Consider the following 25,837-nt stretch of genomic DNA (forward strand, 5'->3'; position numbering starts at 1 on the left):
ACCTGGGCCTTCGCTCTTCGCGCAAGTGGCTCATCGGTTCTCCAGCAACCAGACCAGCAGCGCCTTCTGGGCGTGCAGCCGGTTCTCGGCCTCATCGAACACCGCGCTCTGCGGCCCGTCGATCACCTCGTCGGTGATCTCATGACCGCGGTGTGCCGGAAGGCAGTGCAGCACAATGGCTGCCGGGTCGGCGAGCTTGAGCAGTTCGGCGTTGACCTGGAACGGGCGGAAGGGCCGCACCCGGTCGAGTCCGTCGTTCTCCTGACCCATCGAGGTCCAGGTGTCGGTGACGAGCACGTCGGCGCCGTCGGAACCGGCGCGGGCATTGTCGGTGAGCGAAACAGTCGCCCCCGTCTCGGCGGCGCGGCGCTTGGCGGCGTCGACGAAATGCGGGTCCGGTTCGAACCCGGCCGGTGCGGCGATGGTGACGTTGATGCCCGCGGTGACGCCGCCGAGCATCAGCGAGTGCGCCATGTTGTTGGCGCCGTCGCCCAGGTACGTCATCCTCAGCCCCTTGAGGCCCTCCGCCCCGCCCCGGCGCTCGGCCAGTGTCTGCAGGTCGGCCAGCACCTGGCAAGGGTGGAATTCGTCGGACAGCGCATTAATGATCGGGACGGAGGATCCCGAGGCCATGGCCGTCAGCCGCTCCTGGGCGAAGGTCCGCCACACGATGGCGTCGACGTAACGGGACAGCACCGCGCCGGTGTCCTCGAGGGTCTCCTCGCGGCCCAGTTGGGTGCTGCGGCCGTCGACCACCACGGCATGGCCGCCGAGTTGCGCGATACCCATCTCGAACGAGAACCGGGTGCGGGTCGAGTTCTTCTCGAAGATCACCGCGACACCGCGCGGACCCTCCAGTGGGCGCCGCGAGAACGGCGCCTTCTTCAGTTCGGCGGCCAGGGCGAGCACCTCGGCCTGCTCGTCGGGCGACAGATCGTCGTCGCGCAGGAAATGCCGGGTCATGAATCAGCCTCCACAGCGGTGTCGAGTACGGCGGGCAGAGCGGACAGGAACGTCTCGATCTGCGGTTCGGTGATGATCAGCGGCGGCGCCAGCCGGATCACGTCGGCGGCTGCGGCGTTGACGAGGAAGCCTGCGTCACGCGCGGCGGCCTCGACGGCCTTGGCGCTCGGCGCGGTCAGTACCACGCCCTGCAGCAGGCCCTTGCCGCGCACGTGGTCGACGAGGGGATGGCCGAGCTCCTCGATGCCGTGGCTCAGGGTCTTGCCGAGCACCCCGGCCCGGGTGATCAGGTCCTCGTCGGTCAGGGTCTTGAGCACGGCCACCGCCGCTGCGGTGCACACCGGGTTGCCGCCGAAGGTGCTGCCGTGCAGGCCGGGGGTGAGCAGGTCACCGGCCGGGCCGATGGCCAGGCACGCGCCGATCGGCAGGCCGCCGCCCAGCCCCTTGGCCAGCGTCACGATGTCGGGGGTGATGCCGTCGTGCTGATGGGCATAGAACGCACCCGTGCGCCCGACGCCGGTCTGCACCTCGTCGAGGACCAGCAGCGCGCCGTTCTTCGTGGTGATGTCGCGGGCGGCGGCCAGGTATCCGGCGGGCGGGACGACAACGCCGCCCTCCCCCATGATCGGTTCCAAGAACACCGCGGCGGTATCCGAATCGACCGCGGCCGCAAGGGCTTCGACGTCACCGTAGGGCACGTGGGTGACGTTGCCCGGCAACGGCTCGAACGGTGCCTGCTTGGCGGGTTGCCCGGTCAGGGCCAGCGACCCCATTGTCCGGCCGTGGAATGCGCCTTGCGCGGCAACGATGTTCGTCCTTCCGGTGAGCCGCGTGATCTTGAATGCCACCTCGTTGGCCTCGGTGCCCGAATTACAGAAGAACACCCGGGCCTGGCTTCCCAGATGGCCGACCAGCGCCTCGGCCAGCGCGATACCCGGCTCGGTGGCGTACAGGTTCGAGGTGTGGCCCAAGGTGTTGAGTTGGGCGGTGACAGCCTCGATTACGGCCGGATGGCGATGGCCCAGCAGATTGACCGCGATACCGCCGAGCAGGTCCAGATAGGACTTTCCGTCGGTATCGGTGACCACCACGCCGTCACCGCTGGCCAACGCCAACGGCGGGGTGCCGTAGTTGTTCATCATCACCGCTTGCCAGCGGTCCTGGAGACTGTGCTGATTCCCCAAGTCGCTACGCTCCTGCCCGCCGATCACGGTTTCACCACCTTGGTTCCGGTCCCTTCATCGGTGAAAAGCTCGACCAGCACACAGTGTTCGACGCGGCCGTCGATCACGTGCGCGCTCGGCACGCCGCCGGCCACCGCCCGCAGACAGGCCTCGATCTTGGGCACCATGCCCGATTCGAGCTTGGGAAGCAGCTGCGTCAGTGCGGCGGTGTCGATCTCGCTGACCAGCGAGGAGCGGTCGGGCCAATCGGTGTAGAGCCCCTCCACGTCGGTGAGCATGATCAGCTTCTCCGCACTCAGCGCCTCGGCCAGGGCGGCGGCCGCGGTGTCGGCGTTGATGTTGTGCACCACGCCGTCGACATCGGGGCCGATGGTGGAGACCACCGGGATACGTCCTGCCGCAATGAGATCCAGCAGCGATTCGGCATTGACATGTTCGACGTCGCCGACCAGCCCGATGTCGGTGGCCACCCCGTCCACGGTGACACTGCGCCGCACCGCGGTGAACAGATGCGCATCCTCACCGGTGAGACCCACCGCGTACGGTCCGTGGGCGTTGATCAGGTTGACCAGTTCGCGGCCCACCTGACCGAACAACACCATGCGCGCCACGTCCAGGACCTCCGGCGTGGTGACCCGGAAGCCGCCCTTGAAATCGCCTGGGATTCCCAGCTTCTTGAGCATCGCGCTGATCTGCGGACCGCCGCCGTGCACCACCACCGGGTGGATGCCGCAGTTGCGCAGGAACACCATGTCCGCGGCGAAGGCCGCCTTGAGGGTGTCGTCCGTCATCGCGTTGCCACCGTATTTGACGACGACGATCTTGCCGTGCAGTTGCTTGAGCCACGGCAGCGCCGAGGCGAGCACATGGGCCTTGACGCCGCGCTCGATGGCTTGGCTCATGAGCTGTAGGCCGAGTTCTCTTCGACATACGCGTGGGACAGGTCGGTGGTCCTGATGGATGCCGAGGCCTCTCCCACGCCCAGGTCCACGACGACGTCGATGTCCTCGCCGGACAGGTCGACCTCGCGGGCGCCCGGGGCGCCGGCCCCGTCGACACACACCGGGGAACCGTTGAACGACACGCTGATCCGTTCGGGATCGAGCTTCACCGGGGCGATGCCGACGGCGGCCAGCACACGGCCCCAGTTGGGGTCGGACCCGAACAGTGCGGTTTTGACCAGGCTGTCGCGCGCGATGACACGCGCCGCGACGAGCGCGTCGTCCTCGTTGTCAGCTCCGGCGACGGTGATCAGGATGCGCTTGGTGACACCTTCGGCGTCGGCCTGCAGCTGCGCGCACAGGTCGTCGCAGACCCTCAGCACGGCGTCATCGAGGTCGTCCTGACTCGGTGCGATCTCGCTGGCACCGGAGGCCAGGAGCAGCACGGTGTCGTTGGTCGAGCAGCTGCCGTCGACGTCGAGCCGGTCGAAGGTCAGCGCCGCGGCCCGCCGCAGCGCGGTGTCCAGCGCGGCGGCATCCGCGACCGCGTCGGTGGTCAACACCACCAGCATGGTGGCCAGCGACGGTGCCAGCATCCCGGCGCCCTTGGCCATCCCGCCGAGGGTCCAGTTCTCCCCCGATTCCACCGAATGGTGCAGCGCAACCTGTTTCGGCACGGTGTCGGTGGTCATGATGGCCCGGGCCGCGTCGTCGCCCCCGGTCAGACCACCGGCGAGCTCGTGCACGATCTCGGTGACACCGGCCAGCACCTTGTCCATCGGCAACCGGTCGCCGATCAGGCCTGTCGAGCACACCGCGACCTCGATGGCGCCGGTCTCGGTACCCCAATCGCTCAGTGCCCCGGCCACGGCCTCGGCGGTGGCATGGGTGTCCTGGAAGCCCAGCGGGCCCGTGCAGGCGTTGGCGCCGCCCGAGTTCAGGACCACCGCGCGCAACCGGCCGGTGGTCAGCACCTGCTGCGACCACTGCACAGGCGCTGCCTTGATCTTGTTGCGGGTGAACACCCCCGCCGCGGCGTAGTCCGGTCCCTCGTTGAACACCAGCGCCAGATCCGCCGCACCAGATGCCTTGATACCGGCGGCGATTCCGGCCGCCCGGAAACCGGCCGGAGCGGTGACACCCTGGGTGCGGACCAGCTTGGCGGCCTGCGTCTTGTCGGCTTGACTCGCCTCGGTCACGGTGCCACTCCCACGATCGAAAGTCCTTCGGTTTCGGGCCAGCCCAGCGCCAGGTTCATCGACTGCACCGCGGCGCCGCCGGTGCCCTTGGTGAGGTTGTCGATGGCGGCGATGGCGACAAGGGTCTGCGCCTGTTCATCCACTGCGACCTGGACCTGTGCGGCGTTGCTGCCGATCACCGAACCGGTCTTCGGCAGCTGCCCCTCGGGCAGCAGATGAATGAACGGCTCTGCGTCGTAAGCCTTTTCGTAGGCGGCACGAATCTCTGCCTCAGATGCCTCGGTGCGGGCGGTGCAGGTGGCCAGGATGCCCCGGGAGGTGGGGATCAGCACCGGGGTGAACGAGACGGTCACGTCCTTGTCGGTCACCGACCGCAGTCCCTGGGCGATCTCCGGGGTGTGCCGGTGCTTGCCTGCGATGTTGTAGGCGCGGGCCGAGCCGATCACCTCGGAGCCCAGCAGATCCACCTTGGCCGACTTCCCCGCACCCGAGGTGCCGCTGACGGCGACCACGGTGACGGCCGGTTCGACGAGGTCGGCAGCCACGGCGGGCAACAGCGCCAGCAGCGCCGCCGTCGGGTAGCAGCCTGGCACCGCGATGCGCTTGGCGCCCTTGAGCCGGTCTCGGGCACCCGGCAACTCGGGCAGCCCGTAGGGCCAGCTGCCGGCATGCGCGGAACCGTAGAACTTCTCCCAGTCGGCGGCGTCGGTCAGCCGGAAGTCCGCACCGCAGTCGATGATCAGGGTGTCGGGACCGAGCTGTTCGGCCAGCGCCGCGGAATGCCCGTGCGGCAGGCCCAGGAACACCACGTCATGGCCGGCCAGCACCTCGGCATCGGTGGGTTCCAGAATGCGTGAGGCCAACGGAAGCAGGTGCGGGTGATGCTCGGAAATGCTGGTTCCGGCGCTGGAGGCCGCGGTCAACGCCCCGATGGTCAACCGGCCGTCAGCGTAAGCCGGGTGTCCGAGCAGCAATCGCAGGATCTCTCCGCCGGCGTAGCCGCTTGCGCCGGCCACCGCTATCGAAGTCATGCGGGCAATTCTGCATTCTTATGCATGCAGTTGCAAATTCATTAACGGGCTATGCGGCGCCTACGCAGAGCGCGTCGTAGAGCCAGCGCTGAACCGACCCCACAGTAGGCGTCTCACCGGCGATTTCACTGAACAGGTTCCAGTACCGGCGGACGTCCGGATCGGTGTCCGCCCCGGCATTCGCGGTGAGCGCCCGTCGGAACCCGGGTGTGTCGGAAACCCGGCGAGCCCGGGCATGGGCATCGACGAACCGGTCGACGGCCGGTCCCTGCGAAGGTGGCTGACCAGCGCAGACAAGTGGCTGAGCCAGGTCACACGCCTCGGCGACACCGGCGACGAGGCCAGGACGATCGCTGATGCCGGCCGGCTCGAACCGCCACAGCTGCCTGGCCATGACCGCTCCGAACTCCGACCGGCGGGCGAGAGCCACAAGTTCTGCGTACGCGACGACGCGGGCTGTGCTCGTCTCGCCGGGCGGTGGCGGCACCGTCATCTCGACGAACTCGTCGAACACCGTCGTCGACGTCGCCCCGGCGAACAACCGCCGCCAGAACCCGACGAGGACATCGTGCCCGCGACGTCCGTCCTGCGCGGCGATCAGCCCTTCCAACGCTGCCCGGCGACCTTTCAGACTGACCAACTCCGCGTCGATGGCTCGTCGTTCGGCCGCCACGGCCTCACCGATCGAGGTGCGGCCCGCCAGAACATCGCCGATGGCGTTCAGGCCGAGACCGACCCCTCGGAGCCGACGAACAAGCAGCAATGACTCGACTGCGGTGGCATCGAAGACCCGGTGTCCACCGGAACTGCGTCGAGGCGCCAGGAGACCTTCGTCGCAGTAGTACCGAATGGTCCGCACCGGCACACCGGTGAGCCGCGACAACTCACCGATACTTGTGCTGTGCGTCACAATCGCTTGAACCTCCACCTGGCTGGAGTTTCTAGCGTAGGCGGCATGAACTCCGAGGACATCTGGCATGCCGTCGACACCGAAAGACGGCGCCTGCTGCAACTACTCGAACAGCTCAGCGCATCACAATGGCGCCACGCCAGCCTCTGTGACAGATGGCAGGTTCGGGACGTCGTAGCCCACGTGGCGCTCTCGACCCATGCCCATGTCGGTCGAATACTGGTCAATCTGGTGCGCGCACGGGGCAATCTCGACCGCATGGTGTGCGATACCGCCGTTCGGCACGCCGCAAGGACAAGTGACCGCGATCTGCTGGGCGAAGTACGCGGCACCGTCGGGTCCCGCTTCACCGCAGTCGGCACCACACCGACTGATCGGCTGATGGATCTGCTGGTACACGGACAAGACATCGCCGTTCCGCTGGGCCTTCATCACGAAATGCCCGCCGAGACCGCACAGCTGGCGCTCGAACACATCTGGCACCCGCGGTTCCCGTTCCGTGCGGCCACGAAGCTGGCCCCGTACCGGTTACGCGCGGTCGACACCGACTGGGCGGCCGGCGACGGTCCGCTTGTCGAGGGACCGGTTTCGGCGCTTCTCCTGCTCGCAACCGGGCGCGATGCGGCGGCCCTGCCGCAGCTACGCGGTGCCGGGGTCACCTCGTTACGCCGAGCAGTCCCCCGCGAGCGGGAGGGGCCCCCAACAGAATCGCACTGACGAGCGTCCGGTAACGCGATTCTCTGTCTGCTCGCGGGGAAAGCTCAGCCGCGAAGAACCGCGCCGACCCGCTCGGCGGCGACGGCCACGGCGGCATCGCGCGCGGCGCTGGCCTCGTCCTCGGTCAGCGTGCGATCGGCAGCCCGGAACCGCAGCGCCAGGGTCAGCGACTTGCGCCCCTCCCCGATCTGCGGGCCGGTGTAGACGTCGTACAGCCTGACGTCCTCCAGCAGTTCGCCTGCCCCGTCGCGCACCGCGTCGACGACGGCGGCCGCGGCCACCTCGTCACCGACCACCACGCTGATGTCCTGGAACACCGCCGGGAACGGCGATACCGACGGCGCCGGCAGCGCTTCGACGATCGGCACGGCATCGAGATCGAGTTCGACGGCGCACGCCCCCTTGGGCAGGCCCGTGCGCTCGATGACAGCCGGATGCAGCTGCCCCGCATAACCGACCGGGATATCGCCGACAATCACCTCGGCACAGCGGCCCGGATGCCACGGCAGCTCCTGCGCGGCGCGCAGGGTGAACTCCACCCCGGCGGCCCGGCCGATCACCCGTACCGCCTCGAACGCGTCAGCCGCTTCCACCGGACGTCCGGGACCCCACGGCCCGGCGGGTTCACGCAGCCCGGCCAGCACCGCCGCGACGTGCTGCGGCTGGCGCGGCAGCGACGCGTCCAGCCCGGCGATCTCCTCGTCGGTGGGTCTGCGGTCAGTCGGGATGCGCTCGACCGACCGGGTCTGCTCGGTGGGGTGCACCACCTCTTGAATCCCGAACAGTGCCACGTCAGCTGCACCGCGGGATACGTTGCGGCCCAAGGCCTCAAGAAGTCCCGGCAGCAGCGTGGTGGCCAGCTGCGGCCGGTCGGCCTCCAGCGGATTGAGCACCTTCGTGGCGTTGCGCCGCGGATCGTCGGCAGCAAGGCCCCACGCGTCGAACACGCCGGCAGGCAGGAACGGCGTCGGCAGAACCTCGACGAAACCGGCCAGCGCCAGTGACTTTCCGATCGCCCGGCGTCGCTTCTGCACCGCGGTCAGGCCACGCCCGGCAGGTGCCGTCGGCAGCACCGACGGGATGGACTCCAGGCCCTCCAGGCGCAGCACCTCCTCCACCAGGTCGGCACGCTGACGCATGTCGGGCCGCCAGCTGGGAGGGGTGACGGTCAATGAAGCGGAACCGGCCGCTTCAACAACAATGGCGCCGATCTGGCTGAGACGCCGTGCCGTGGTGCCCGCCGGGTACGTGACCCCGGCAGTGCGGTCGGGCAGATCGGCCGGGATCTCGACTGCCGGCTGCGACCAGTCGGTGCGCCCGTCAGCGCGCCAATCGGTGAGCGTCGGTGCGACGGTGCCGCCGGCGATCTCGGCCAGCAGCGTCGCGCAACGGTCCAGGGCCGCAACGGAAATGGCCGGGTCGACCGAACGCTCGTAGCGACGGCCGGCCTCGCTGGCCAGGTGCAGGCGGCGCTGGGTGCGCGACACCGCGGCCGGATCCCACACCGCGGCCTCCAACAGCACGTCGGTGGTGGAATCGCGCACCTCGGTGGTGCCCGCCCCCATCACGCCGCCGATCGCCGCGGTCGCGACGTCGTCGACGATCAGCACGTCCGCCGAGTTCAGGGTGCGCTCGACATCGTCGAGCGTGACGACCTTTTCGCCGTCACGGGCGAAGCGGACCGCGAAACCACCGGTGATGAGGCTGCTGTCATGGGCGTGCATCGGGTGGCCGATTTCGAGCATGACGTAGTTGGTGACGTCGACGGCCGGCGAGATGGCGCGGATGCCGCTGAGCATCAGCCTGCGCTGCAGCCACCACGGCGACACGGCCGCCGGGTCGATGCCGGTGACCGGACGTAACCCGAAGCGCTGCACGCCCGTTCTGGGCTCGACGGTCAGCGGCCAGGCCTCCCCCTCGGCGGGCAGCGGTGCCACATCGGCCAGATCGACGAAGTCGAGGTCGTGCGCACAGGCGATCTCGCGGGCCAGGCCGCGCACCGACAGGCAGTAGCCGCGGTCCGGCGTGATCGCCAGGTGGAACACCACGTCGTCGAGACCCAGGACCTCGGCGGCCGGGGTACCGGGTTCGGCGGTGCCCTCGGGCAGCACGAGGATGCCCGACTGATCGACACCCAGGTTCATCTCGGCTGCCGAGCAGATCATGCCGTCGGAAACCCTGCCGTAGGTCTTGCGCGTGGCGATTGTGAAATCGCCGGGCAGGACGGTGCCGGGCAGGGCCACCACCACCAAGTCGCCTACGGCGAAATTCGTTGCTCCGCAGACGATGTCGCGCGGCACGCCATCGACGTTCTGGACCCCGACGTCCACCTTGCAGGCCCGGATCGGCTTCTTGAACTCGGTGAGTTCCTCGATCTCGGCGACACGACCGATGGTCAGCGGACCGCTGACCGGACCGATCGGGATGATCTCCTCGACCTCGTGGCCGATCCGGATGAAGGTCTGTTCAAGCTCGTCGACCGATACGTCCCAATCCGGGGCACCGGCGCGCACGGCCTCACGCAGCCAGCTGAATGGAATGCGCATCAGGCACCGACCCCGAACGGCAGCGAGAACCGGACATCGCCCTCGACCATGTCACGCATGTCGGGAATTCCGTTGCGGAACTGCAGGGTTCGCTCCAATCCCATGCCGAAGGCAAATCCGGAATACTCGTCGGGGTCGATACCGCAGGCGCGCAACACGTTTGGGTTGACCATCCCGCAGCCGCCCCATTCGACCCAGCCGGGGCCGCCCTTCTTGCCGGGAAACCAGATGTCCACCTCGGCCGAAGGCTCGGTGAAGGGGAAGAAGTGGGGACGGAACCGGGTGCGCCCCTCGGGACCGAACTGGGCCCGCGCGAACGCGTCCAACGTGCCGCGCAGGTGAGCCATGGTCAGGCCCTTGTCCACGGCCAGCCCCTCAACCTGATGGAACACCGGTGTGTGGGTGGAATCCAGTTCATCGGTCCGGAAGGTTCGGCCGATCGAGATGATGTAGACCGGAAGCTCGCGCTCCAGCAGCGCGCGGATCTGCACGGGCGATGTGTGCGTGCGCAACACCTGCCGCGACCCATCAGGGGCGATCTGGAAGGTGTCCTGCTCGCTACGGGCCGGGTGGTCCGGCGGGAAGTTCAGTGCATCGAAGTTGAACTGCTCGGTCTCGACCTCGGGACCCTCGGCCAGTTCCCAGCCCATCGCCACGAAGGTGTCGGCGACGTTCTCGGCCAGGATCGTGATCGGGTGACGGGCACCTACCGGCTGGCGCGTCGACGGCAGCGTCACGTCGATGCGTTCGGCGACCAGCACGGCGGCGTCACGCTCGGCACGCAGTACGGCCAGCCGCTCGTCGTACGCGCGCTGAGCCTCGCCGCGCGCGACGTTGACCCGTTTGCCTGCGTCGGCGCGGTCGCTCTTCGGCAGCGTCGCCAGCGCCTGGCGGGCCAGGGCGATCGGGGCACGATCACCGAGGTGCTCGGTCTTGGCGCGCGCAAGCGCGTCGAGGTCGACGGCCTCGTCGAATGCGTGCCGGGCCGCTTTCACCGCGTCGTCGAGCGCGGCGGCGGACAAATCCTTCTCGTCACCCACTCGGCGACAGCCTCCTTGATGTCTGCGGCACCGGTGTGACGCAAGTGCTGATCATATGTGATCGGCATTCGGCCGATGACGCTGCGGTTTTGGATCAGCCGGACCCATCCGTCAACGGTGTGGGAGGCGTCGCGTCACGTGTCCGAGCGTCAGGTGGCGGGCAGCTGCCCGGAGGTTTTCACCCGGTACATCACCAGATCGTCGGGCACGCCTTCGGGCTTGTTCGAGAACATCTGCCGCCGCTGACGTTTCACTGTGACGCCGAGTGCTGCCAACTCCTCTTCGGAGATGCCCTCCAGCGTGGTGTGGGACACCACGAGCCCGCCGCTGTTGGCCCGCTCCATCACCCTGGCCGTGATGTTGACGTCGACGCCGAGCCAGTCCGATCCGATGCGTTGCGGACGTCCCGTGTGGATGCCGACGCGCATGCGCGGGGCGTAGCCGTCCATGTCGATGCCCTTAACCCCGTCGAGCGCAATGAGCATCGCTTCCAGGGCAGTGCCCGGGTCGGAGAACACCGCCATCATGCCGTCGCCCATCCGTTTGACGATGTGACCACCGGCCTCCAGCACCGGAGGCTCGATCACTTGCGCGACGCGGCGCAGCAATCGCAAGGTGGCGTCATCGCCGGAGCGCAGTGACCACGAGGAAAAACCGACGAGGTCGGTGAACGCCAGCGTCACCTCGGGATTGGCGGGCGTCCCCGAGACGCGTTCGGTGAGCGCCTGCCACACCTGTAACGCGCCCAGGCTCACCTCCCGCGAGGCGGCGTCACGGTCCAGCAGCCGGTCGGCCACCCTGGCCGCGGCCCGCGGACCGCCCACTCCCGACGCCGAGAGGCGATCCCCGAAGTCCGGATCCCCGGGAAGCGCCCGCCGGACCCGCCGGACCAGGTCGACGACGGCGGGGCTGCGATTGGCGTTCTGCAGCCACCCGAACGGGCCCGGCAGCCCGGGTCTGGATTCCGGGCGCTGTCGCGGCGCCCGCTCGATATCCCCGACTCGGCCGGACGGGTCATCGAACGGCTCGCCATCCACAGCGCAAGACTAAGCGGCTCGCCGACCGGGCGGCAATCACACCACGAGCGGGTTTGCCCACAGTCCCCCGACATCGGAAAACCTGGCTGGTCACAGCCCTGTGGCGCGAGGGTAGCCGCCGTATAACAGTGCGCGGCGACGCGCCGCGCCAATGTAGACAACGTGCGTTGTCACTACTATCGTTGGCCGCAGCTGTGATCCACGTCATGACGAGTCAGCGAGGACCAATGACCACACAAGCCACCACCGCCGGCGAACGCGATCCACTGGGCCCGGATTCGCTGACCTGGAAGTACTTCGGCGACCTGCGCACCGGGATGCTGGGCGTCTGGATCGGGGCGATCCAGAACATGTACCCCGAGCTCGGCGCCGGCGTCGAGGAGCACTCGATCCTGCTGCGCGAACCGCTGCAGCGGGTGACCCGGTCGGTGTATCCGATCATGGGAGTGGTCTACGACGGCGACCGCGCGCCGAACACCGGTGCGCAGATCAAGGGCTTCCACACCACCATCAAGGGCGTCGACAGCCAAGGACGGCGTTATCACGCGCTGAACCCGGAGACCTTCTACTGGGCGCACGCCACGTTCTTCATGTTGATCATCAAGACCGCGGAGTATTTCTGCGGCGGCCTGACCGAAGCCGAGAAAGAACAGCTGTTCGCCGAACACGTGCAGTGGTACCGGATGTACGGCATGAGCATGCGACCGGTCCCCAACAGCTGGGAGGAGTTTCAGGAGTACTGGGACGCCAAGTGCCGCGACGAGCTCGAGATCAACCGGGCCACGCTCGACATCTTCACCATCCGCATCCCCAAGCCATGGTTCGTGTTGATGCCGACGCCGATCTGGGACCAGCTCTTCAAACCTCTTGTGGGAGCACAGCGCTGGATCGCAGCGGGCCTGTTCGACCCGGCGGTGCGGGAGAAGGCCGGGATGCGCTGGACCCCCGGCGACGAGGTGCTGCTGCGGATCTTCGGCAAGATGGTGGAATTGGCGTTCGTCGCCGTGCCTGACGAGATCCGGCTGCACCCGCGCGCCCTGTCGGCCTACCGCCGCGCGGCCGGAAAGCTACCGGCCGACGGTCCTCTGGTGGAAGCACCGAGCTTCACAGCCCCGCCCCGCGACCGCTGGGGACTGCCGATGCACTACCTGCCGCGCAACAAAACCCTGCTGGACCGGGCCGGCGCCCTGGTGCACACCACGTTCTCACTGCCGGCGCTGCGGCGTCCCGCCCGCCGCCCCGCGGCCTGACTTTTGACACGTGTCTAAGCTGTCGAGATGCTTGATTGGTCAGATGTAGACATCGCCGTGCGCGACGCGGTTCGTGAGTTCGTCGACAAGGAGATCCGCCCGCACCTCGACGAGCTCGAGAGCGGCGATATGGAGCCGTACCCGATCGTGCGAAAACTGTTCGCCACGTTCGGTATTGACGCAATGGCCAAGGAGTCGCTGGAAAAGCGACTGGAGAAGCTGCGCAGCGGTGAGGCCAAGCCGTCCGGCGCGCGCGGCGGCATGTTCGGCGGCAGCGCGTCCCCGGGCATGGGTTTTGTCCTGATCAGCGAATTGTGCCGGGTGTCGATGGGCCTGGTGACCGGTCTCGGGGTCAGCCTGGGCCTGACCGTGTCGACCATCCAGAGCCGCGGCACGCTGGCCCAGCAGGAGCGCTGGCTCCCCGGCCTGGTGACCTACGAGAAGATCGGCGCCTGGGCGATCACCGAACCCGACTCGGGCTCGGACGCTTTCGGCGGCATGAAGTCCTATGTCACCCGCGATGGGGATGATTACATCCTCAACGGCCAGAAGACCTTCATCACCAACGGGCCCGACGCCGACGTCGTGGTCGTCTACGCCAAGTTAGAGGAGGGCGACGGGGCGGACAAGCGCAACCGCAAGGTACTGACCTTCGTGCTAGACCGCGGCATGGAGGGCTTCGTGCAGTCGAAGCCGTTCCGCAAGATGGGTATTCACTCGTCGCGCACCGGCGAGCTGTTCTTCAACAACGTCCGGCTCGGCCGTGACCGGCTGCTCGGAGAAACCGAAGGCTCCGAGAACGGCACCGACGAGGGCCGGGCCAGCGCGCGGTCGAACTTCTCGGCTGAACGCATCGGCGTGGCCGCGATGGCACTCGGCGTGATCGAGGAATGCCTGCGGTTGAGCGTCGACTACGCCAAGACCCGCACCCTGTGGGGCCAGGAGATCAGCCAGTTCCAGCTGATCCAGCTCAAGCTGGCCAACATGGAAGTGGCCCGGATGAACGTGCGCAACATGCTGTTCCGCGTCATCGAATCCGCGGAGAAGGGCGCCCCGATCTCGCTGGCCGAGGCGTCGGCCATCAAGTGGTACTGCTCGCAGGCCGCCACCGACGTCGCGATGGAGGCCGTGCAGTTGTTCGGCGGCAACGGCTATATGACCGAGTACCGGGTGGAGCAGTTGGCCCGCGACGCCAAGTCGTTGATGATCTACGCCGGCAGCAACGAGGTCCAGATCACCCACGTGGCCCGCGGACTGCTCAGTTAGCCCAATCCCTGGATCATTTCGCGACCCGGGTGTGCCTCGCGCCACCCGGCCATCGCGGCATCCCAGTCGGCACCGTCGAGTGCGGTGAGCGCGGCCGGGAACAAGCCGTCCTCCTCTTTGGCAATATGGACGTAAAGCTCCTCGATCTCGCGGCGAACCCGAGCTTGATCAGCGGGATCGGACACGTCGGCGACCTCGAGGAACGCGGCCAGCTCGCGGTGTTCGGCGACCAACGGATCGATGTGCTCGGCGTAGAGCTCCTCGCCGTGCATCACCGCGAACAGCCCGTTCTCCTCACCCTGCCAGTGGGAACGCAGCTCGTCGTACATCGCCGCCAGCCGCTCCCGTGCCACGTCCAGTTCACCGCGGTCCAAGGCGCGCACCGCTTCACGGCCGTGGTCGACCGCCCGCTCGTGTTCGGCGATGTAATCCCGCAGAAGTGGCATGTCCCGGCATCCGCAGTATTGGCACACGACGCGACCCTCCCAACACCATCCCAAGAGCATCGTGTCACATCGAGCGAGTGGCCACTTGTGATACCCGAATCGCGAAAAACCGTGCGCTGAGTGGCCATTCGACGCTAAGTGCGGTGGGCTCGGGCGCTCTGATACAGGCAGATCGACGCCGCCGACGCGATGTTGAGACTCTCGGAGTGGCCGGGCATCGGAATGTGTACCCGGTGATCGGCGGCCGAGGCCAATTCGGTTGGCAGGCCATGGGCTTCGGGACCGAACAGCCAGGCCGTGGGCTGCGCCAGGTCGCCGCGGGCATCGAGGTCGTCGAGGCTGGCCTCGCCGTCGATCGTGGTGGCCAGCACCTGCAATCCGGCCGCCTGCAGCCGCGTGACGGTTGCGGCTTCGTCGGGCTCGCTGATCACCCGCACGGAGAAGATGCTGCCGGCGGAGGCCCGGAGGCACTTGCTGTTGTAGGGGTCGACGCTGTTGCCGGCCAGCACGACCGCGTCGGCGCCCATCGCGTCGGCGGTCCGGATCAACGTCCCGGCGTTGCCCGGCTCCGAGATCTGCACCGCTACCGCGATCAACCGGGGCGCGGCGGCCAGAACATCGTCGAACGAGACCTCCGGCACCTCGCACACGGCCACCAGGCCCACCGGGGTGACGGTGTCCGACAATGCTTTCGCCGCGCGTTCGGTGACCAGCTGGACGGGTGCGTCACCGAGGATCGCCCAGAAGCGGTCGGCGGCGTCTTCGGTCGCGAACACCTCGGATACAAGTCCGCGCCGCAACGCAGCCTCGACGAGGTTCGGTCCCTCGGCAAGAAAGCGTGCGGCGCGGCGGCGCCCGATGTGACGCTGCAGTTTGACTGCAGCGGTCACCCGGGCAGAACGCTCGGTGAGCGTCAGGCGGCCTCGTCTGCGGACGACGGCGCGTTCACATCGGCGGGCAGCGCAGCCTTGGCGACCTCGACCAGCGCGGTGAACGCGGCCGCATCGCTGACGGCGATCTCGGCCAGGTTCTTGCGGTCCACCTCGACGCCTGCGGCCTTGAGGCCCTGGATCAGGCGGTTGTAGGTGATGTCGTTGGCGCGGGCCGCGGCGTTGATACGCGAGATCCACAGCTTGCGGAACTCACCCTTGCGGGCACGACGGTCGCGGTAGGCGTAGGTCAGCGAATGCAGCTGCTGTTCCTTGGCCTTGCGGTACAGGCGCGACCGCTGGCCGCGGTAGCCCTTCGAGGCCTTGAGGATGGTACGCCGCTTCTTCTGGGCGTTGAGTGCGCGCTTCACGCGTGCCATGGGATGTTCCTATTCTCGTTCGGTACGGGGAGCGGCAGATCTAGCCGTTGAGCAACTTGTTGACACGCTTGGTGTCGTTGGCTGCCACCACGGTGCGGCCGTCGAGCCGGCGGGTGCGCTTGGTGGCCTTGTGCTCCAGCAGGTGGCGGCGGCCGGCCTTCTGGCGCACGATCTTGCCGGTCCCGGTCTTGCGGAAGCGCTTAGATGCTCCGCTGTGGGTCTTCGCCTTGGGCATGAATCCTCAGTTCTGTGTTGAAACTAGTTCTGCGTGACGTCTGGTTCTTCTGATGCGGCTGGTGCGGCCTGCTGCCCGCCCGGGCGCTCGGCCTGCTCCGCCGCCTTGGCGCGAGTCTTCGCGCCGCGGTGCGGGGCCAGCACCATCGTCATGTTGCGGCCGTCCTGCTTGGCTGAGGTCTCGACGAAGCCGTACTCGGCCACGTCTGCGCCCAACCGCTGCAACAACCGGTACCCGAGTTCGGGCCGGGACTGCTCGCGTCCGCGGAACATGATGGTCACCTTGACCTTGGACCCGGCTTCGAGGAAGCGGACCACATGGCCCTTTTTCGTCTCGTAGTCGTGGTCGTCGATCTTGGGACGCAGCTTCTGTTCCTTGACGACGGTCTGCTGCTGGTTCTTGCGAGACTCGCGCTCCTTGAGTGCCGTCTCGTACTTGAACTTGCCGTAATCCATGATCTTGCAGACCGGGGGTTTAGCGGCTGGTGCAACTTCGACGAGGTCGAGATCGGCATCCGCGGCGACGCGGAGAGCATCTTCGATGCGCACGATCCCTACCTGCTCGCCGTTCGGTCCGATCAGGCGGACTTCAGGTACGCGGATGCGCTCGTTGATGCGGGTCTCAGTGCTGATGGGGCCTCCTATGTTGGGTCTGTTGAGGAGACCCGCCCATCCGCACATCTGCCCTGAACGAACAGAAAAGCCCTGCTCGAAGCAGGGCCCAATGCCGACCGATCACGGCTCGCGCCGCCTGTGCCTCCAACTGTGGAGCACAGAACCGGCGTCCGAGGACACCGGCCGACCGGACCGTTGTACCTTGTGGCCAACGGTGGGAGTGGGACTCCACTTGCTGTCCCTGACGTAAGCCGGGACGGTCGCGCATGACAGTCTAGCAGGCATGACGGATCCGACCGAAATGCCCGACGATGCGACGCCGCAGGTGCGGGAGCTGGCCGATATTCCCGCAGTCGAAGTGATCACCCGGTCGGCGGTCATGTTGATGAGCGCCGCGGCCGAGAAGATCGGCTTGTCCGCCGAGGATCCCGAGGATAGCCCGCACCGTGATCTCGACGAGGCCCGCCGGCTCATCACCGCGCTGGCCGGCCTCGTGACCGCGTCGGCCGAATACCTGGGGCCCCACGCGGGCCCCGTGCGCGACGGCCTCAAGAGTCTGCAGCTGGCGTTCCGCGAAGCCAGCGCGGCCCCGGACGAACCGGGCAAAGGCCCAGGCGAGAAGTACACCGGCCCGGTCTGGTAGACGCTCCCCGCGATCTCTGTGCGCGCGCTCAACCCAATTGACGGGTTGAGCGCCTATTCTCCGGGCGTATGACCGTTATCAGCGGCGGCCACCGCACCGGGCTCCAGCCCGCATCGAGGTTCTCCTGGGTACCCGCAGCAGCCGGCTGGACGGTCGGGGTCATCGCCACCCTGTCGCTGATTGCCAGCGTGTCCCAAACAGTGCGCTGGGTCATCCAGGTGCCGCGAGAGTTCGTCAACGACTACATCTTCAACTTCCCCGACACCAGCTTCTCTTGGGCCTTTGTGCTGGCGCTGCTGGCCGGGGCGCTGGCAGCCCGCAAGCGGATCGCCTGGTGGATCCTGGTGCTCTACATGGTGGGGGCCATCGGCTGGAACCTCGGCGATCTGGTCACCGGCGGCGACCCACTGGCCGAGGATGTCGGTGAGGTCATCGGCCTCGTGTTCCACGTGGCCGCCATCGCCTTCCTGGTGCTGGCCCGCAACCAGTTCTGGGCCAAGGTGCGTCGCGGTGCCCTGCTCAAATCCGCCATCGTGCTGGTGGCGGGCATGGCGATCGGCATCCTGGCCGCGTGGGCACTGCTGGAACTGTTCCCCGGCACCTTGGCCCCGGAGTGGCGGCTGCTGTACGCGGTCAACAGGGTGAGCGGATTCGCCACCGTGCCGACCGAGGTTTTCGAGGGCTATTCACATCCCTTCCTCAACGCCATTTTCGGCCTGTTCGGCGCGCTCGCGCTGATGGCCGCCGCGGTCGTGCTGTTCCAGTCGCAGCGCGCCTCCAATGCGCTGACAGGTGAAGACGAATCGGCGATCCGCGGCCTTTTGGAGGGCTACGGCAAGAACGACTCGCTGGGGTACTTCGCCACCCGCCGGGACAAGTCGGTGGTGTTCGCCCCCAACGGGCGGGCCGCGATCGCCTACCGCGTGGAGGTGGGCGTGTGTCTGGCCGGCGGCGACCCGGTAGGCGACCCCAAGTCGTGGCCGCAGGCGATCGCCGCGTGGCTGCAGTTGTGCCAGACCTATGGCTGGGCGCCGGGTGTGATGGGCGCGAGTCTGGCTGCGGCCGAGGCGTTCCGGGCGGCCGGCCTGAACGCATTGCAACTCGGCGACGAAGCCATCCTGCACCCCGAGAACTTCCGGCTGTCCGGTCCCGACATGCGCGCGGTGCGTCAGGCTGTCACCCGCGCGAGGCGGGCGGGGGCCTCGGTGCGGATCCGGCGCCACCGCGAGCTCGATCAGGCCGAGATGGCCGACGTGATCAAGCGTGCCGACGCCTGGCGCGACACCGAGACCGAACGCGGCTTCTCGATGGCGCTGGGCCGGCTCGGTGACCCGGCCGACGCGGACTGCCTGCTGGTCGAGGCGCTGCAGCAGCGCGGGGACACCTCGGAACCCGAGGTCGTGGCGTTGCTGTCGCTGGTGCCGTGGGGCACCAACGGCGTCTCGCTCGATGTCATGCGCCGTTCCCCACAGTCCCCCAACGGCACCATCGAGCTCATGGTCAGCGAACTGTGCATGCAGTCCGAAGCCATTGGGGTAAGCCGGATTTCGCTCAATTTCGCGATGTTCCGATCGGCGTTCCAGCAGGGTGCACAGCTTGGTGCGGGTCCGGTGGCCCGGCTCTGGCGGGCGCTGCTGGTGTTCTTCTCCCGATGGTGGCAGTTGGAGACCCTGTACCGGTCGAACATGAAGTACCAGCCCGAGTGGGTTCCGCGGTACGCCTGCTACGAGGATGCCCGGTTGATCCCGAAGGTCGGGGTGGCCTCGGGGATCGCCGAGGGTTTCCTGGTGCTGCCCTTCTCCCGGCGCAACAGGCAGCACACCGGCGAGCGGGTGGCGGCGCCGCCCAGTCTGGTCAACAGCGGCCGGTTGCACCATGACGGCAGCGCACCGGACCCCAACGGTCAAGCGGCGGATCTGCTCGACGACGACGACGACGATCAACAACGGCTGCCCGAGCAGGTCCGGGTCCGGATGGCCAAGTTGCGCCAGTTGCAGGCCGACGGTGTCGACGCCTATCCCGTCGGTCAGGCTCCGAGCCATACCGTCTCGGCCGCAATGGAGTCCGTCGACGGTGGCACCGTGAGCGTGGCGGGGCGGATCCTGCGGGTGCGGGATTACGGCGGCGTGCTGTTCGCCCAACTCCGCGACTGGTCGGGCGAGGTACAGCTGTTGCTCGACAACACCCGCCTGACCCAGGCGACCACGGCCGACTTCACCGCGACGATCGACCTCGGCGATCTGATCGAGGTCACCGGCGCGATGGGCCACAGCCGCAACGGCACCCCGTCACTGTTGGTCGACAGCTGGCGTCTGATCGGAAAGTGCCTGCGCCCGCTGCCCGACAAGTGGAAAGGCCTGACCGACCAGGAAGCCCGGGTCCGGGCGCGCTATGTCGACCTGGCCGTCAACACCGAGGCGCGCGATCTGATCCGAGCCCGCAGCGGCGCCCTGCACGCGATCCGGGAAACGTTGTACGCCAAGGGTTTCCTTGAGGTGGAAACGCCGATCCTGCAACAGATCCACGGCGGCGCCAACGCCCGGCCGTTCCTGACCCACATCAACGCCTACGACCTGGACCTGTATCTGCGGATCGCACCCGAGCTCTACCTCAAGCGACTGTGCGTCGGCGGTGTGGAACGGGTCTTCGAACTGGGCCGCGCGTTCCGCAACGAAGGCGTGGACTTCAGCCACAACCCGGAGTTCACCCTGCTGGAGGCCTACCAGGCCCATGCCGATTACAACGTGTGGATCGACGGCTGCCGCGAGCTGATCCAGAATGCCGCCCAGGCGGCCAACGGAGCCCAGGTGTTCAAGCGGCCACGTGCCGACGGGGTACTCGAACCGGTCGACATCTCGGGCCGGTGGGCGGTCAAGACCGTGCACGACGCGGTGTCGGAGGCCCTCGGCGAGCACGTCACCGTCGACACCGATCTGGCCACGCTGCGCCGGCTCTGCGATGCGGCGCACATCCCCTACCTGACCCACTGGGACACCGGGGCCGTCGTGCTGGAGATGTACGAGCACCTGGTCGAGGACCGCACCGAAGAACCCACGTTCTACAAGGACTTCCCGACCTCGGTGTCGCCGCTGACCCGGCCGCATCGCAGCATCGCCGGAGTCGCGGAACGCTGGGACCTGGTGGCCTGGGGCGTGGAGCTGGGCACCGCCTACAGCGAGCTCACCGACCCTGTCGAGCAACGCCGCAGGCTGCAGGAGCAATCGTTGCTGGCCGCCGGCGGTGACCCCGAGGCCATGGAACTCGACGAGGACTTCCTGCAGGCCATGGAGTACGCGATGCCGCCGACGGGCGGCCTCGGCATGGGGGTGGACCGCGTGGTCATGCTGATCACGGGCCGCAGCATCCGCGAGACACTGCCCTTTCCCTTGGCCAAACCCCGTTAGCAGGTGGTTCACAGCCGATCGCAAGATTCGGCGGCGACGATGTCGGTGTGACGTTCACCCACCACCTGTCCTTGATGCACGGCTGGGTTCCGACCAGCGTCCAAGTCGTCACCGCCGTGGTGCTGATCGCCGCCATCGGCTGGCGTACCCGCCGGTGGGCGCTCGTCTGGCTGCCGCTGGCCGCCGCGGTGGGCGGCATCCTGGTCGCCGGCACCAACTGGTACATCGAGTCCGAGGGGCTGGCGGGCAACCCTGCGCCCCGATCACTGTGGGTGTGGATCGGGCTGTCCGGTGTGGCGCTGGTGGTCCTGGTCGCCGGCTGGCGCGGCAGCCGGTGGTGGCGGCGCGGCACCGCGGTCATGGCGGTACCGCTGACCCTGTTGTGCACGGCCCTGGCGCTGAATCTGTGGGTGGGTTACTTCCCGTGGGTGCAGACCGCGTGGAACCAACTGACCGCCGGTCCGCTACCGGACCAGACCGATCAGGTCACCGTCGCCGCGATGCAACGCCGAGGCGCCATGCCCGCCAAGGGCAGTGTGGTTCCGGTCGAGATTCCCAACACCGCCTCCGGATTCCGGCACCGTGGCGAATACGTGTATCTGCCGCCGGCCTGGTTCGCCGCCAATCCCCCGCCACAGTTGCCGACGGTGATGATGATCGGCGGCGAATTCAACACTCCTGCCGACTGGATGCGGGCGGGCAACGTGATCAAGACAATGGACGACTTCGCCGCCGCCCACCACGGGTACGCGCCGGTGCTGGCCTTCGTCGATCCGGGCGGGACTTTCAACAATGACACCGAGTGCGTCAACGGCAAGCGCGGGAATTCGGCCGATCACCTCACCAAAGATGTTGTGCCCTATATGAACAGCCATTACGGCGTCAAACCGACCGCGGCCGGCTGGGGCATCGTCGGCTGGTCCATGGGCGGCACCTGCGCGGTGGATCTGGCGGTCATGCACCCCGAGTTGTTCAGTGCCTTCGTGGATATCGCGGGCGACATCGGCCCCAACTCGGGCACCAAGGCGCAGACCATCGACCGGCTGTTCGGCGGGAACGCCGCGGCCTGGGATGCCTTCGACCCGACCACCGTGATCAACCGCCACGGCCAGTACGAGCAGACGGCCGGCTGGTTCGGCGTCAACGACACCTCGACGGCGGGCAAGCCCGCGGGCCGCGCCAACGAACAGGCCCAGGCGGCCAATGCGCTGTGTGCGCTCGGTTCGAAGCACGGCATCGCCTGTGCGGTCGTAACCCAGCAGGGCACCCACGACTGGCCCTTCGCCAGCCACGCCTTCTCCTCGGCCCTGCCCTGGCTGGCCGGCGCGATCGGCACCCCGCAGGCGCCGGCGGTCGGCCTCCCCCAGTCGTCCGCCTCGCCGGCCTTCATCCAGACCGCCGCCAAATAGCGACGGTCCTGCATACGAAAACCTGTGCACCGCTTGACCCGTGGACCTCGTTGGGCACCAGTCAGGTCGTATAGGTCCCAGCGGTGACTGCTCGGTGCACGGCTTCGACGGTTTCGGAGATGTCGAGGTCGGTGGTGTCGATCGCATTCGGCGAGTAGGGGCCCAAATCGGTGAATTGGTCCCAGAGAGCCAGTATCGGCTGTTCGTCGGTGAGCACTCCCGGTTCTGTGCGCTCCTGAGCACGCTTGAGTGCGGTCCGCCGGTCGGGACGAAGCACCACGTAATGGACCGTGATGTCAGGATGCTCACGGCTGACCTGCCGGTAGTGGTGAAGCATCCACGGTCCGACGATCCCGTCGACGATGGTCGTGTAGCCACCTGCCGCGTAGCCGAAGGCCGCGGCTGCGATCACACCGACGACGGTCTGGTTCTGTCGATCAGACTCCGGCAGATAAGGAGGGATCGCACCGCTGACGATGGCATGCCAGAAATCATCGGTGTGCAGGTGCACCGCTCGGGCGTACCGAAGAGCCAGATTTCGCGCGATCGTCGTTTTACCGGAACCCGGGGAGCCGGACACGATGATGACATCGCTCATACGAACCCTTCCCATGTTCCACCGGCGTCGATGACGCGCTTGCTACCCGATTCTTCGGTGCTCCGGGAGGAGCTCGCAACGGAGTTTCTCGGCGGCTCTGCTCAGTAGTCGGATTCGGCCGCGAGTATCTCGGCGAGGAAGGCCGCGGCGGGCCGCGAATCGGACACCGCGGCGGGCCGCGAATCGGACACCGCGGCGGGCCGCGAATCGGACACCGCCGCGGCGAGCCGGGACCGCGCGAACGATCGCGCCCGGTCGCGGTCCGTCGCGGACTCGGCGGCGCCGGCAGCTCCGACCCGCACCGTGGTGTGTGACCAATCCAGATTCCAGGCCCGGGTTTCGCTGAGCGGCACGCCATCTGGATCGCGCAACGGCAGTACGGCGCGCCCCGTGGCGTCGAGGGCGCCGTAGCCGGCGCAGCCGCCACCGTGCAGTTCCACGTCGATGCCCGACGGCGAATCCGCACCTGCGAGCGCCACCTGCACCACCGCGTCCGTCCCCTCACCAGCTGCGGTGACCGACCACGCGATGGTGTCCTCGGCAGCATCGAACACTCCGGGCGGCACCGCCGACCAGTTCACGCTCGCCGATCCACCGGCGATCTGGCCGGTCGTGTTCGGTCCGCCGGCCCCGGCCGCGAGTGCGTAGTCTTCACGCCGAGCCACCGCGCTGACGTGTTCCGGCCAGTCCAAACCGATCTCGCCGGCCAATTCCCGGCACCTCTGCACCAATTCCCTGACCCGCGGATCACCTTGCCCGGCAATGGAATCGAGCGCGTCCAGGTGCGGCGCCAGCAGTCCCGCCACGTCGGAGTCGAAGGTGTCATCGGTGAAGTAGTCGTCGGCTGCCTGGGTCAGCAGCGCGACTTCCGCGTCGAGCACGGCACGATCCAGCGCCGCGATGCCGTCCCGGTCGCTGGCCGGCCACCAACGTCGTAGCCAGTGTCCGATCGCCAAACGGCGCAACGTATCCGTCGAGCCGGGCAGGAGGCCCACGCCTGGTACGTCGAGCGGTTGCCCGGGTTCGTGGTGGCGCAGCGCCTCCAGAACCGCGACATGGCCGGCCTCGCCGAGCACCTGCCACAGCCAATCCGCGCGTTCCGGATCGGTGAAGGTGATCGTCGGTGCGGCGTCCCCGTCGACCACCCACGACAGCACGGCACCGCTTACCTCGAGCACCGCCACCAGGGGTGCACCGTCGACCAGCGTGCCGGTGCTCCACAGTCCGGCGTCGTCCCCCAATTTCACTGTGCCACCTGAACTTCCAGCATCGTTTTGATCCGCTGCCGGTGATCCAGACTGACCGATCGGGCCACCCCTTCGAGCAAGGAGCGAAACTCGTCGATTTCCCCGCAGGACTCCTGCCACACGTCGCGGCCGTGCAACCGCGCCCACAACCGGCTCAGATATGGCCGCGCGAACACGCCGAGATCGTCGATGACCTGCCGCTGACGCGGGTGCACTGCCGTACCGGCCGCCAGGTAACGGCGGGCATGCAGCACATAGGCCTCCTTGGCCAGCCGGGCCTGGATACGTGCCGACAGTTGGTAGCGTCCCGACGCTGCCGCATCGAGCGGACGCAGGTCGGTGGCCACCTCGATGCCGGCGAGGAGCCCGGCCTGTTTGTCCTCGGCGAGCAACCCCCACGGCGCGCAGGCCCTGTCCACCTCCTCGGCGCACAGCAGCGGCAGATCTGGCAGTTCATCGCGGTCCATGGCCCGGCGCAATGTCCCCCGCACCCGGTCCACCACGCTGCGGTCCAGCGGACGGTCCCCGTCCCCCGGCCCGCTGATCGCCGGGGCTTGTTGCGGCAGAACCGAACTCAGCCCGATATCGACGATCGACCATGGCAGCCCGGACTCGGCCCGGCGGGCCAGGGCACCCAGGTTGTACGGGGTCGCGTCGGCCACCAAAGCCGACCACACCCGCTGCCGGGCCGCCTCGGCGCGGTGACTCTCGGCCGGCCCCAGCACTGTGGCCAGCCCGGCGAAGAACGGGCCGGTGATCGCGTCGGACGCGACAACATCGTCCCAGCTGCGCTCGAGTTGGCGCCCCAACCGCTCGACGACCTGCGGCTCGGCCACGTACGCGGTGAGCGCCTCGACCGCCGTGCGGTCACGGCCTTCATGCAGGTCGGCAAGCACCTCGGCCGCGACCTCTGCCCGGTCGGACGCCGGGGCGCCTCGCGTCACCGCGAGCTCGAAACATGCCGGGAAGTACAGCTCCTGGGCATTGCCGGTCGTGATGCGCAGCCGCCGGCGCTGCTGTTTGAGCTCGGTGAACCAGGCCGCGGCGGCGCGCAGGTGTGGCCCGTTACGCACCACCTGCTCGTGCAACTCGGCCGCGACATCGGGAGCCAGGACCGGCGCCGAGAAATGGGTGTTGCTGCGCAGCCGGAGCACCAGGGGGTCGATGATCCGTTTGACCGTCCGGCGCAGCGGCCCACCGTCGTCGCCGCTGAACACCTCGACGCCGGGACCGAGCGCGCGCCACGCCCGGTCGATCACGGCGCGGCGCGGCTGCTGCGCCGCCGCCTTCACGCCCGCATTGGGGCCTGCCGCAGCGCCGGCTGTTTCAGACCCGATGCTCACGGGCACCAGGATAGAGCCGAAGTTGGGTTCGGTAGCCGACACCCGGCAGGACCCTGGGCACATGACCGACGCCGTGCTCCTCACCGTCCTGTGCCTGATGGGCGCCGGCGCCGCGCTGACCGCCGCGCGTCGGGCCAGATGCCCGCGGCCCAACGATGAGGCCGACGAGCGTCTGGTCACCCTGGGCGAACTGGTGGCCGAATTCGATCACATGCTGGTGCGCAAGGGATTGCTGACCGGCGCCCAGGTGGCGCTGATCCGAACCGGAACCCGGTCACGCGGCATCATCACCGGTATGCGCGCCACCGGTGCGATCCGTGAGGACTGCCGCGAGGTCGAGCTCGACCTGATGGTCAGCCGCCGCGGTGGAGGTCAGTTTCCGGTACGCCAGCGCGCGCTCGTACCGGCGACAGCCCTGGCGAAAGTGACGCCCGGCAACGTGATCGAGGCCTACTACCGGCCCGGTGACGAGAGCACCGTCGCGGTGTGCGTGTCCCCGGCTTGA

The 25,837-nt window shown here is 68.0% G+C and carries 24 protein-coding genes; 7 read left to right on the plus strand and 17 right to left on the minus strand.

What is annotated here, in order from left to right:
- Window positions 1–30 precede the first annotated feature (30 nt).
- From argF to QQ25_RS18475, 6 genes are read right to left on the minus strand one after another with little or no spacing between them, the layout of a single operon-like run.
- Window positions 31–963, minus strand: a complete 933-nt coding sequence (argF, locus tag QQ25_RS18450) for an ornithine carbamoyltransferase (protein ID WP_039380342.1) — start codon at window positions 961–963, stop codon at window positions 31–33.
- Complete coding sequence (locus tag QQ25_RS18455) at window positions 960–2,147, minus strand: acetylornithine transaminase (protein ID WP_264020071.1); 1,188 nt, start codon at window positions 2,145–2,147, stop codon at window positions 960–962. Before QQ25_RS18455 ends, argF begins: the two co-directional genes overlap by 4 nt.
- A gap of 23 nt (window positions 2,148–2,170) precedes the next feature.
- On the minus strand, window positions 2,171–3,049 hold the full coding sequence (gene argB, locus QQ25_RS18460; protein ID WP_039321263.1) for an acetylglutamate kinase: 879 nt from the start codon (window positions 3,047–3,049) through the stop codon (window positions 2,171–2,173).
- A complete protein-coding gene (gene argJ, locus QQ25_RS18465; RefSeq protein ID WP_039380344.1) occupies window positions 3,046–4,287 on the minus strand; it encodes a bifunctional glutamate N-acetyltransferase/amino-acid acetyltransferase ArgJ in 1,242 nt (413 codons plus the stop codon). The genes argB and argJ overlap by 4 nt, the downstream gene beginning before the upstream one ends.
- Window positions 4,284–5,318, minus strand: a complete 1,035-nt coding sequence (gene argC / locus QQ25_RS18470; RefSeq protein WP_039321268.1) for an N-acetyl-gamma-glutamyl-phosphate reductase — start codon at window positions 5,316–5,318, stop codon at window positions 4,284–4,286. Before argC ends, argJ begins: the two co-directional genes overlap by 4 nt.
- A 49-nt stretch (window positions 5,319–5,367) precedes the next feature.
- Window positions 5,368–6,228, minus strand: coding sequence for a MerR family transcriptional regulator (locus QQ25_RS18475; protein ID WP_201774249.1), 861 nt, complete (start codon window positions 6,226–6,228; stop codon window positions 5,368–5,370).
- Window positions 6,229–6,273: 45 nt separating this feature from the next.
- Here QQ25_RS18475 and QQ25_RS18480 point away from each other — a divergent pair, with 45 nt between their 5' ends.
- On the plus strand, window positions 6,274–6,945 hold the full coding sequence (locus QQ25_RS18480) for a maleylpyruvate isomerase family mycothiol-dependent enzyme (RefSeq protein WP_082017601.1): 672 nt from the start codon (window positions 6,274–6,276) through the stop codon (window positions 6,943–6,945).
- A gap of 44 nt (window positions 6,946–6,989) precedes the next feature.
- Here QQ25_RS18480 and pheT read toward each other — a convergent pair whose 3' ends face one another.
- From pheT to QQ25_RS18495, 3 genes are all read right to left on the minus strand, one after another.
- The gene (gene pheT, locus QQ25_RS18485; RefSeq protein WP_039380346.1) at window positions 6,990–9,491 is read right to left on the minus strand and encodes a phenylalanine--tRNA ligase subunit beta; all 2,502 of its coding nucleotides are present in this window, start codon (window positions 9,489–9,491) and stop codon (window positions 6,990–6,992) included.
- Window positions 9,491–10,531, minus strand: coding sequence for a phenylalanine--tRNA ligase subunit alpha (pheS, locus tag QQ25_RS18490; RefSeq protein ID WP_039321273.1), 1,041 nt, complete (start codon window positions 10,529–10,531; stop codon window positions 9,491–9,493). The genes pheT and pheS overlap by 1 nt, the downstream gene beginning before the upstream one ends.
- A gap of 149 nt (window positions 10,532–10,680) precedes the next feature.
- The gene (locus QQ25_RS18495; RefSeq protein WP_039321275.1) at window positions 10,681–11,568 is read right to left on the minus strand and encodes an adenylate/guanylate cyclase domain-containing protein; all 888 of its coding nucleotides are present in this window, start codon (window positions 11,566–11,568) and stop codon (window positions 10,681–10,683) included.
- Between the two features lie 227 nt (window positions 11,569–11,795).
- Between QQ25_RS18495 and QQ25_RS18500 the strand changes: the two genes are divergently transcribed.
- Together QQ25_RS18500 and QQ25_RS18505 are read left to right on the plus strand one after the other, a co-directional pair.
- A complete protein-coding gene (locus QQ25_RS18500) occupies window positions 11,796–12,818 on the plus strand; it encodes an oxygenase MpaB family protein (RefSeq protein ID WP_039321277.1) in 1,023 nt (340 codons plus the stop codon).
- 27 nt (window positions 12,819–12,845) lie between these two features.
- A complete protein-coding gene (locus QQ25_RS18505; protein WP_039321279.1) occupies window positions 12,846–14,084 on the plus strand; it encodes an acyl-CoA dehydrogenase family protein in 1,239 nt (412 codons plus the stop codon).
- On the opposite strand, the gene QQ25_RS18510 is transcribed toward QQ25_RS18505, so the two are convergent.
- The 5 genes from QQ25_RS18510 to infC all read right to left on the minus strand — a co-directional run bounded on the left by QQ25_RS18510 (window position 14,081) and on the right by infC (window position 16,754).
- Window positions 14,081–14,530, minus strand: a complete 450-nt coding sequence (locus QQ25_RS18510; RefSeq protein WP_039380348.1) for a hemerythrin domain-containing protein — start codon at window positions 14,528–14,530, stop codon at window positions 14,081–14,083. The two genes, QQ25_RS18505 and QQ25_RS18510, sit on opposite strands and share 4 nt — an antisense overlap.
- A 134-nt stretch (window positions 14,531–14,664) precedes the next feature.
- Window positions 14,665–15,420 carry a TrmH family RNA methyltransferase gene (locus tag QQ25_RS18515; RefSeq protein WP_039380349.1) on the minus strand — a complete coding sequence of 252 codons (756 nt, stop codon included), beginning with the start codon at window positions 15,418–15,420 and terminating at the stop codon, window positions 14,665–14,667.
- Between the two features lie 23 nt (window positions 15,421–15,443).
- A complete protein-coding gene (gene rplT, locus QQ25_RS18520) occupies window positions 15,444–15,839 on the minus strand; it encodes a 50S ribosomal protein L20 (protein WP_039321286.1) in 396 nt (131 codons plus the stop codon).
- A gap of 40 nt (window positions 15,840–15,879) precedes the next feature.
- A complete protein-coding gene (gene rpmI / locus QQ25_RS18525; RefSeq protein WP_036449598.1) occupies window positions 15,880–16,074 on the minus strand; it encodes a 50S ribosomal protein L35 in 195 nt (64 codons plus the stop codon).
- 23 nt (window positions 16,075–16,097) lie between these two features.
- On the minus strand, window positions 16,098–16,754 hold the full coding sequence (gene infC / locus QQ25_RS18530; protein WP_039321292.1) for a translation initiation factor IF-3: 657 nt from the start codon (window positions 16,752–16,754) through the stop codon (window positions 16,098–16,100).
- A gap of 217 nt (window positions 16,755–16,971) precedes the next feature.
- On the opposite strand from infC, the gene QQ25_RS18535 reads away from it, so the two are divergent.
- The 3 genes from QQ25_RS18535 to QQ25_RS18545 all read left to right on the plus strand — a co-directional run bounded on the left by QQ25_RS18535 (window position 16,972) and on the right by QQ25_RS18545 (window position 22,144).
- Window positions 16,972–17,331: a DUF1844 domain-containing protein gene (locus QQ25_RS18535; RefSeq protein ID WP_039321294.1), complete on the plus strand. Its 360-nt coding sequence runs from the start codon at window positions 16,972–16,974 to the stop codon at window positions 17,329–17,331.
- 68 nt (window positions 17,332–17,399) lie between these two features.
- On the plus strand, window positions 17,400–20,735 hold the full coding sequence (gene lysX / locus QQ25_RS18540) for a bifunctional lysylphosphatidylglycerol synthetase/lysine--tRNA ligase LysX (RefSeq protein ID WP_039380352.1): 3,336 nt from the start codon (window positions 17,400–17,402) through the stop codon (window positions 20,733–20,735).
- A 74-nt stretch (window positions 20,736–20,809) separates the two neighbouring features.
- Window positions 20,810–22,144 (plus strand): alpha/beta hydrolase, encoded by a 1,335-nt coding sequence (locus QQ25_RS18545; RefSeq protein WP_052235973.1) that lies wholly within the window; start codon window positions 20,810–20,812, stop codon window positions 22,142–22,144.
- Window positions 22,145–22,205: 61 nt separating this feature from the next.
- Here QQ25_RS18545 and QQ25_RS18550 read toward each other — a convergent pair whose 3' ends face one another.
- The 3 genes from QQ25_RS18550 to QQ25_RS18560 form a co-directional block, all read right to left on the minus strand.
- On the minus strand, window positions 22,206–22,742 hold the full coding sequence (locus tag QQ25_RS18550) for an AAA family ATPase (RefSeq protein ID WP_039380357.1): 537 nt from the start codon (window positions 22,740–22,742) through the stop codon (window positions 22,206–22,208).
- Between the two features lie 101 nt (window positions 22,743–22,843).
- On the minus strand, window positions 22,844–23,989 hold the full coding sequence (locus tag QQ25_RS18555; protein WP_039380358.1) for a hypothetical protein: 1,146 nt from the start codon (window positions 23,987–23,989) through the stop codon (window positions 22,844–22,846).
- Window positions 23,986–25,332: a hypothetical protein gene (locus QQ25_RS18560; protein WP_409370994.1), complete on the minus strand. Its 1,347-nt coding sequence runs from the start codon at window positions 25,330–25,332 to the stop codon at window positions 23,986–23,988. Before QQ25_RS18560 ends, QQ25_RS18555 begins: the two co-directional genes overlap by 4 nt.
- Before the next feature lie 61 nt (window positions 25,333–25,393).
- On the opposite strand from QQ25_RS18560, the gene QQ25_RS18565 reads away from it, so the two are divergent.
- On the plus strand, window positions 25,394–25,837 hold the full coding sequence (locus QQ25_RS18565) for a hypothetical protein (RefSeq protein ID WP_039380360.1): 444 nt from the start codon (window positions 25,394–25,396) through the stop codon (window positions 25,835–25,837).

The sequence above is a fragment of the Mycolicibacterium setense genome (assembly GCF_000805385.1).
Lineage (GTDB): Bacteria > Actinomycetota > Actinomycetes > Mycobacteriales > Mycobacteriaceae > Mycobacterium > Mycobacterium setense.

Coding starts and splice junctions, on each gene's coding strand:
- argF (WP_039380342.1), bottom strand. CDS start 963: ATGACCCGGCATTTCCTGCGCGACGACGATCTGTCGCCCGACGAGCAG.
- argB (WP_039321263.1), bottom strand. CDS start 3,049: ATGAGCCAAGCCATCGAGCGCGGCGTCAAGGCCCATGTGCTCGCCTCG.
- argC (WP_039321268.1), bottom strand. CDS start 5,318: ATGACTTCGATAGCGGTGGCCGGCGCAAGCGGCTACGCCGGCGGAGAG.
- QQ25_RS18480 (WP_082017601.1), top strand. CDS start 6,274: ATGAACTCCGAGGACATCTGGCATGCCGTCGACACCGAAAGACGGCGC.
- pheT (WP_039380346.1), bottom strand. CDS start 9,491: ATGCGCATTCCATTCAGCTGGCTGCGTGAGGCCGTGCGCGCCGGTGCC.
- QQ25_RS18500 (WP_039321277.1), top strand. CDS start 11,796: ATGACCACACAAGCCACCACCGCCGGCGAACGCGATCCACTGGGCCCG.
- QQ25_RS18505 (WP_039321279.1), top strand. CDS start 12,846: ATGCTTGATTGGTCAGATGTAGACATCGCCGTGCGCGACGCGGTTCGT.
- QQ25_RS18510 (WP_039380348.1), bottom strand. CDS start 14,530: ATGCCACTTCTGCGGGATTACATCGCCGAACACGAGCGGGCGGTCGAC.
- rplT (WP_039321286.1), bottom strand. CDS start 15,839: ATGGCACGCGTGAAGCGCGCACTCAACGCCCAGAAGAAGCGGCGTACC.
- rpmI (WP_036449598.1), bottom strand. CDS start 16,074: ATGCCCAAGGCGAAGACCCACAGCGGAGCATCTAAGCGCTTCCGCAAG.
- infC (WP_039321292.1), bottom strand. CDS start 16,754: ATGTGCGGATGGGCGGGTCTCCTCAACAGACCCAACATAGGAGGCCCC.
- QQ25_RS18535 (WP_039321294.1), top strand. CDS start 16,972: ATGACGGATCCGACCGAAATGCCCGACGATGCGACGCCGCAGGTGCGG.
- lysX (WP_039380352.1), top strand. CDS start 17,400: ATGACCGTTATCAGCGGCGGCCACCGCACCGGGCTCCAGCCCGCATCG.
- QQ25_RS18545 (WP_052235973.1), top strand. CDS start 20,810: ATGCACGGCTGGGTTCCGACCAGCGTCCAAGTCGTCACCGCCGTGGTG.
- QQ25_RS18550 (WP_039380357.1), bottom strand. CDS start 22,742: ATGAGCGATGTCATCATCGTGTCCGGCTCCCCGGGTTCCGGTAAAACG.
- QQ25_RS18565 (WP_039380360.1), top strand. CDS start 25,394: ATGACCGACGCCGTGCTCCTCACCGTCCTGTGCCTGATGGGCGCCGGC.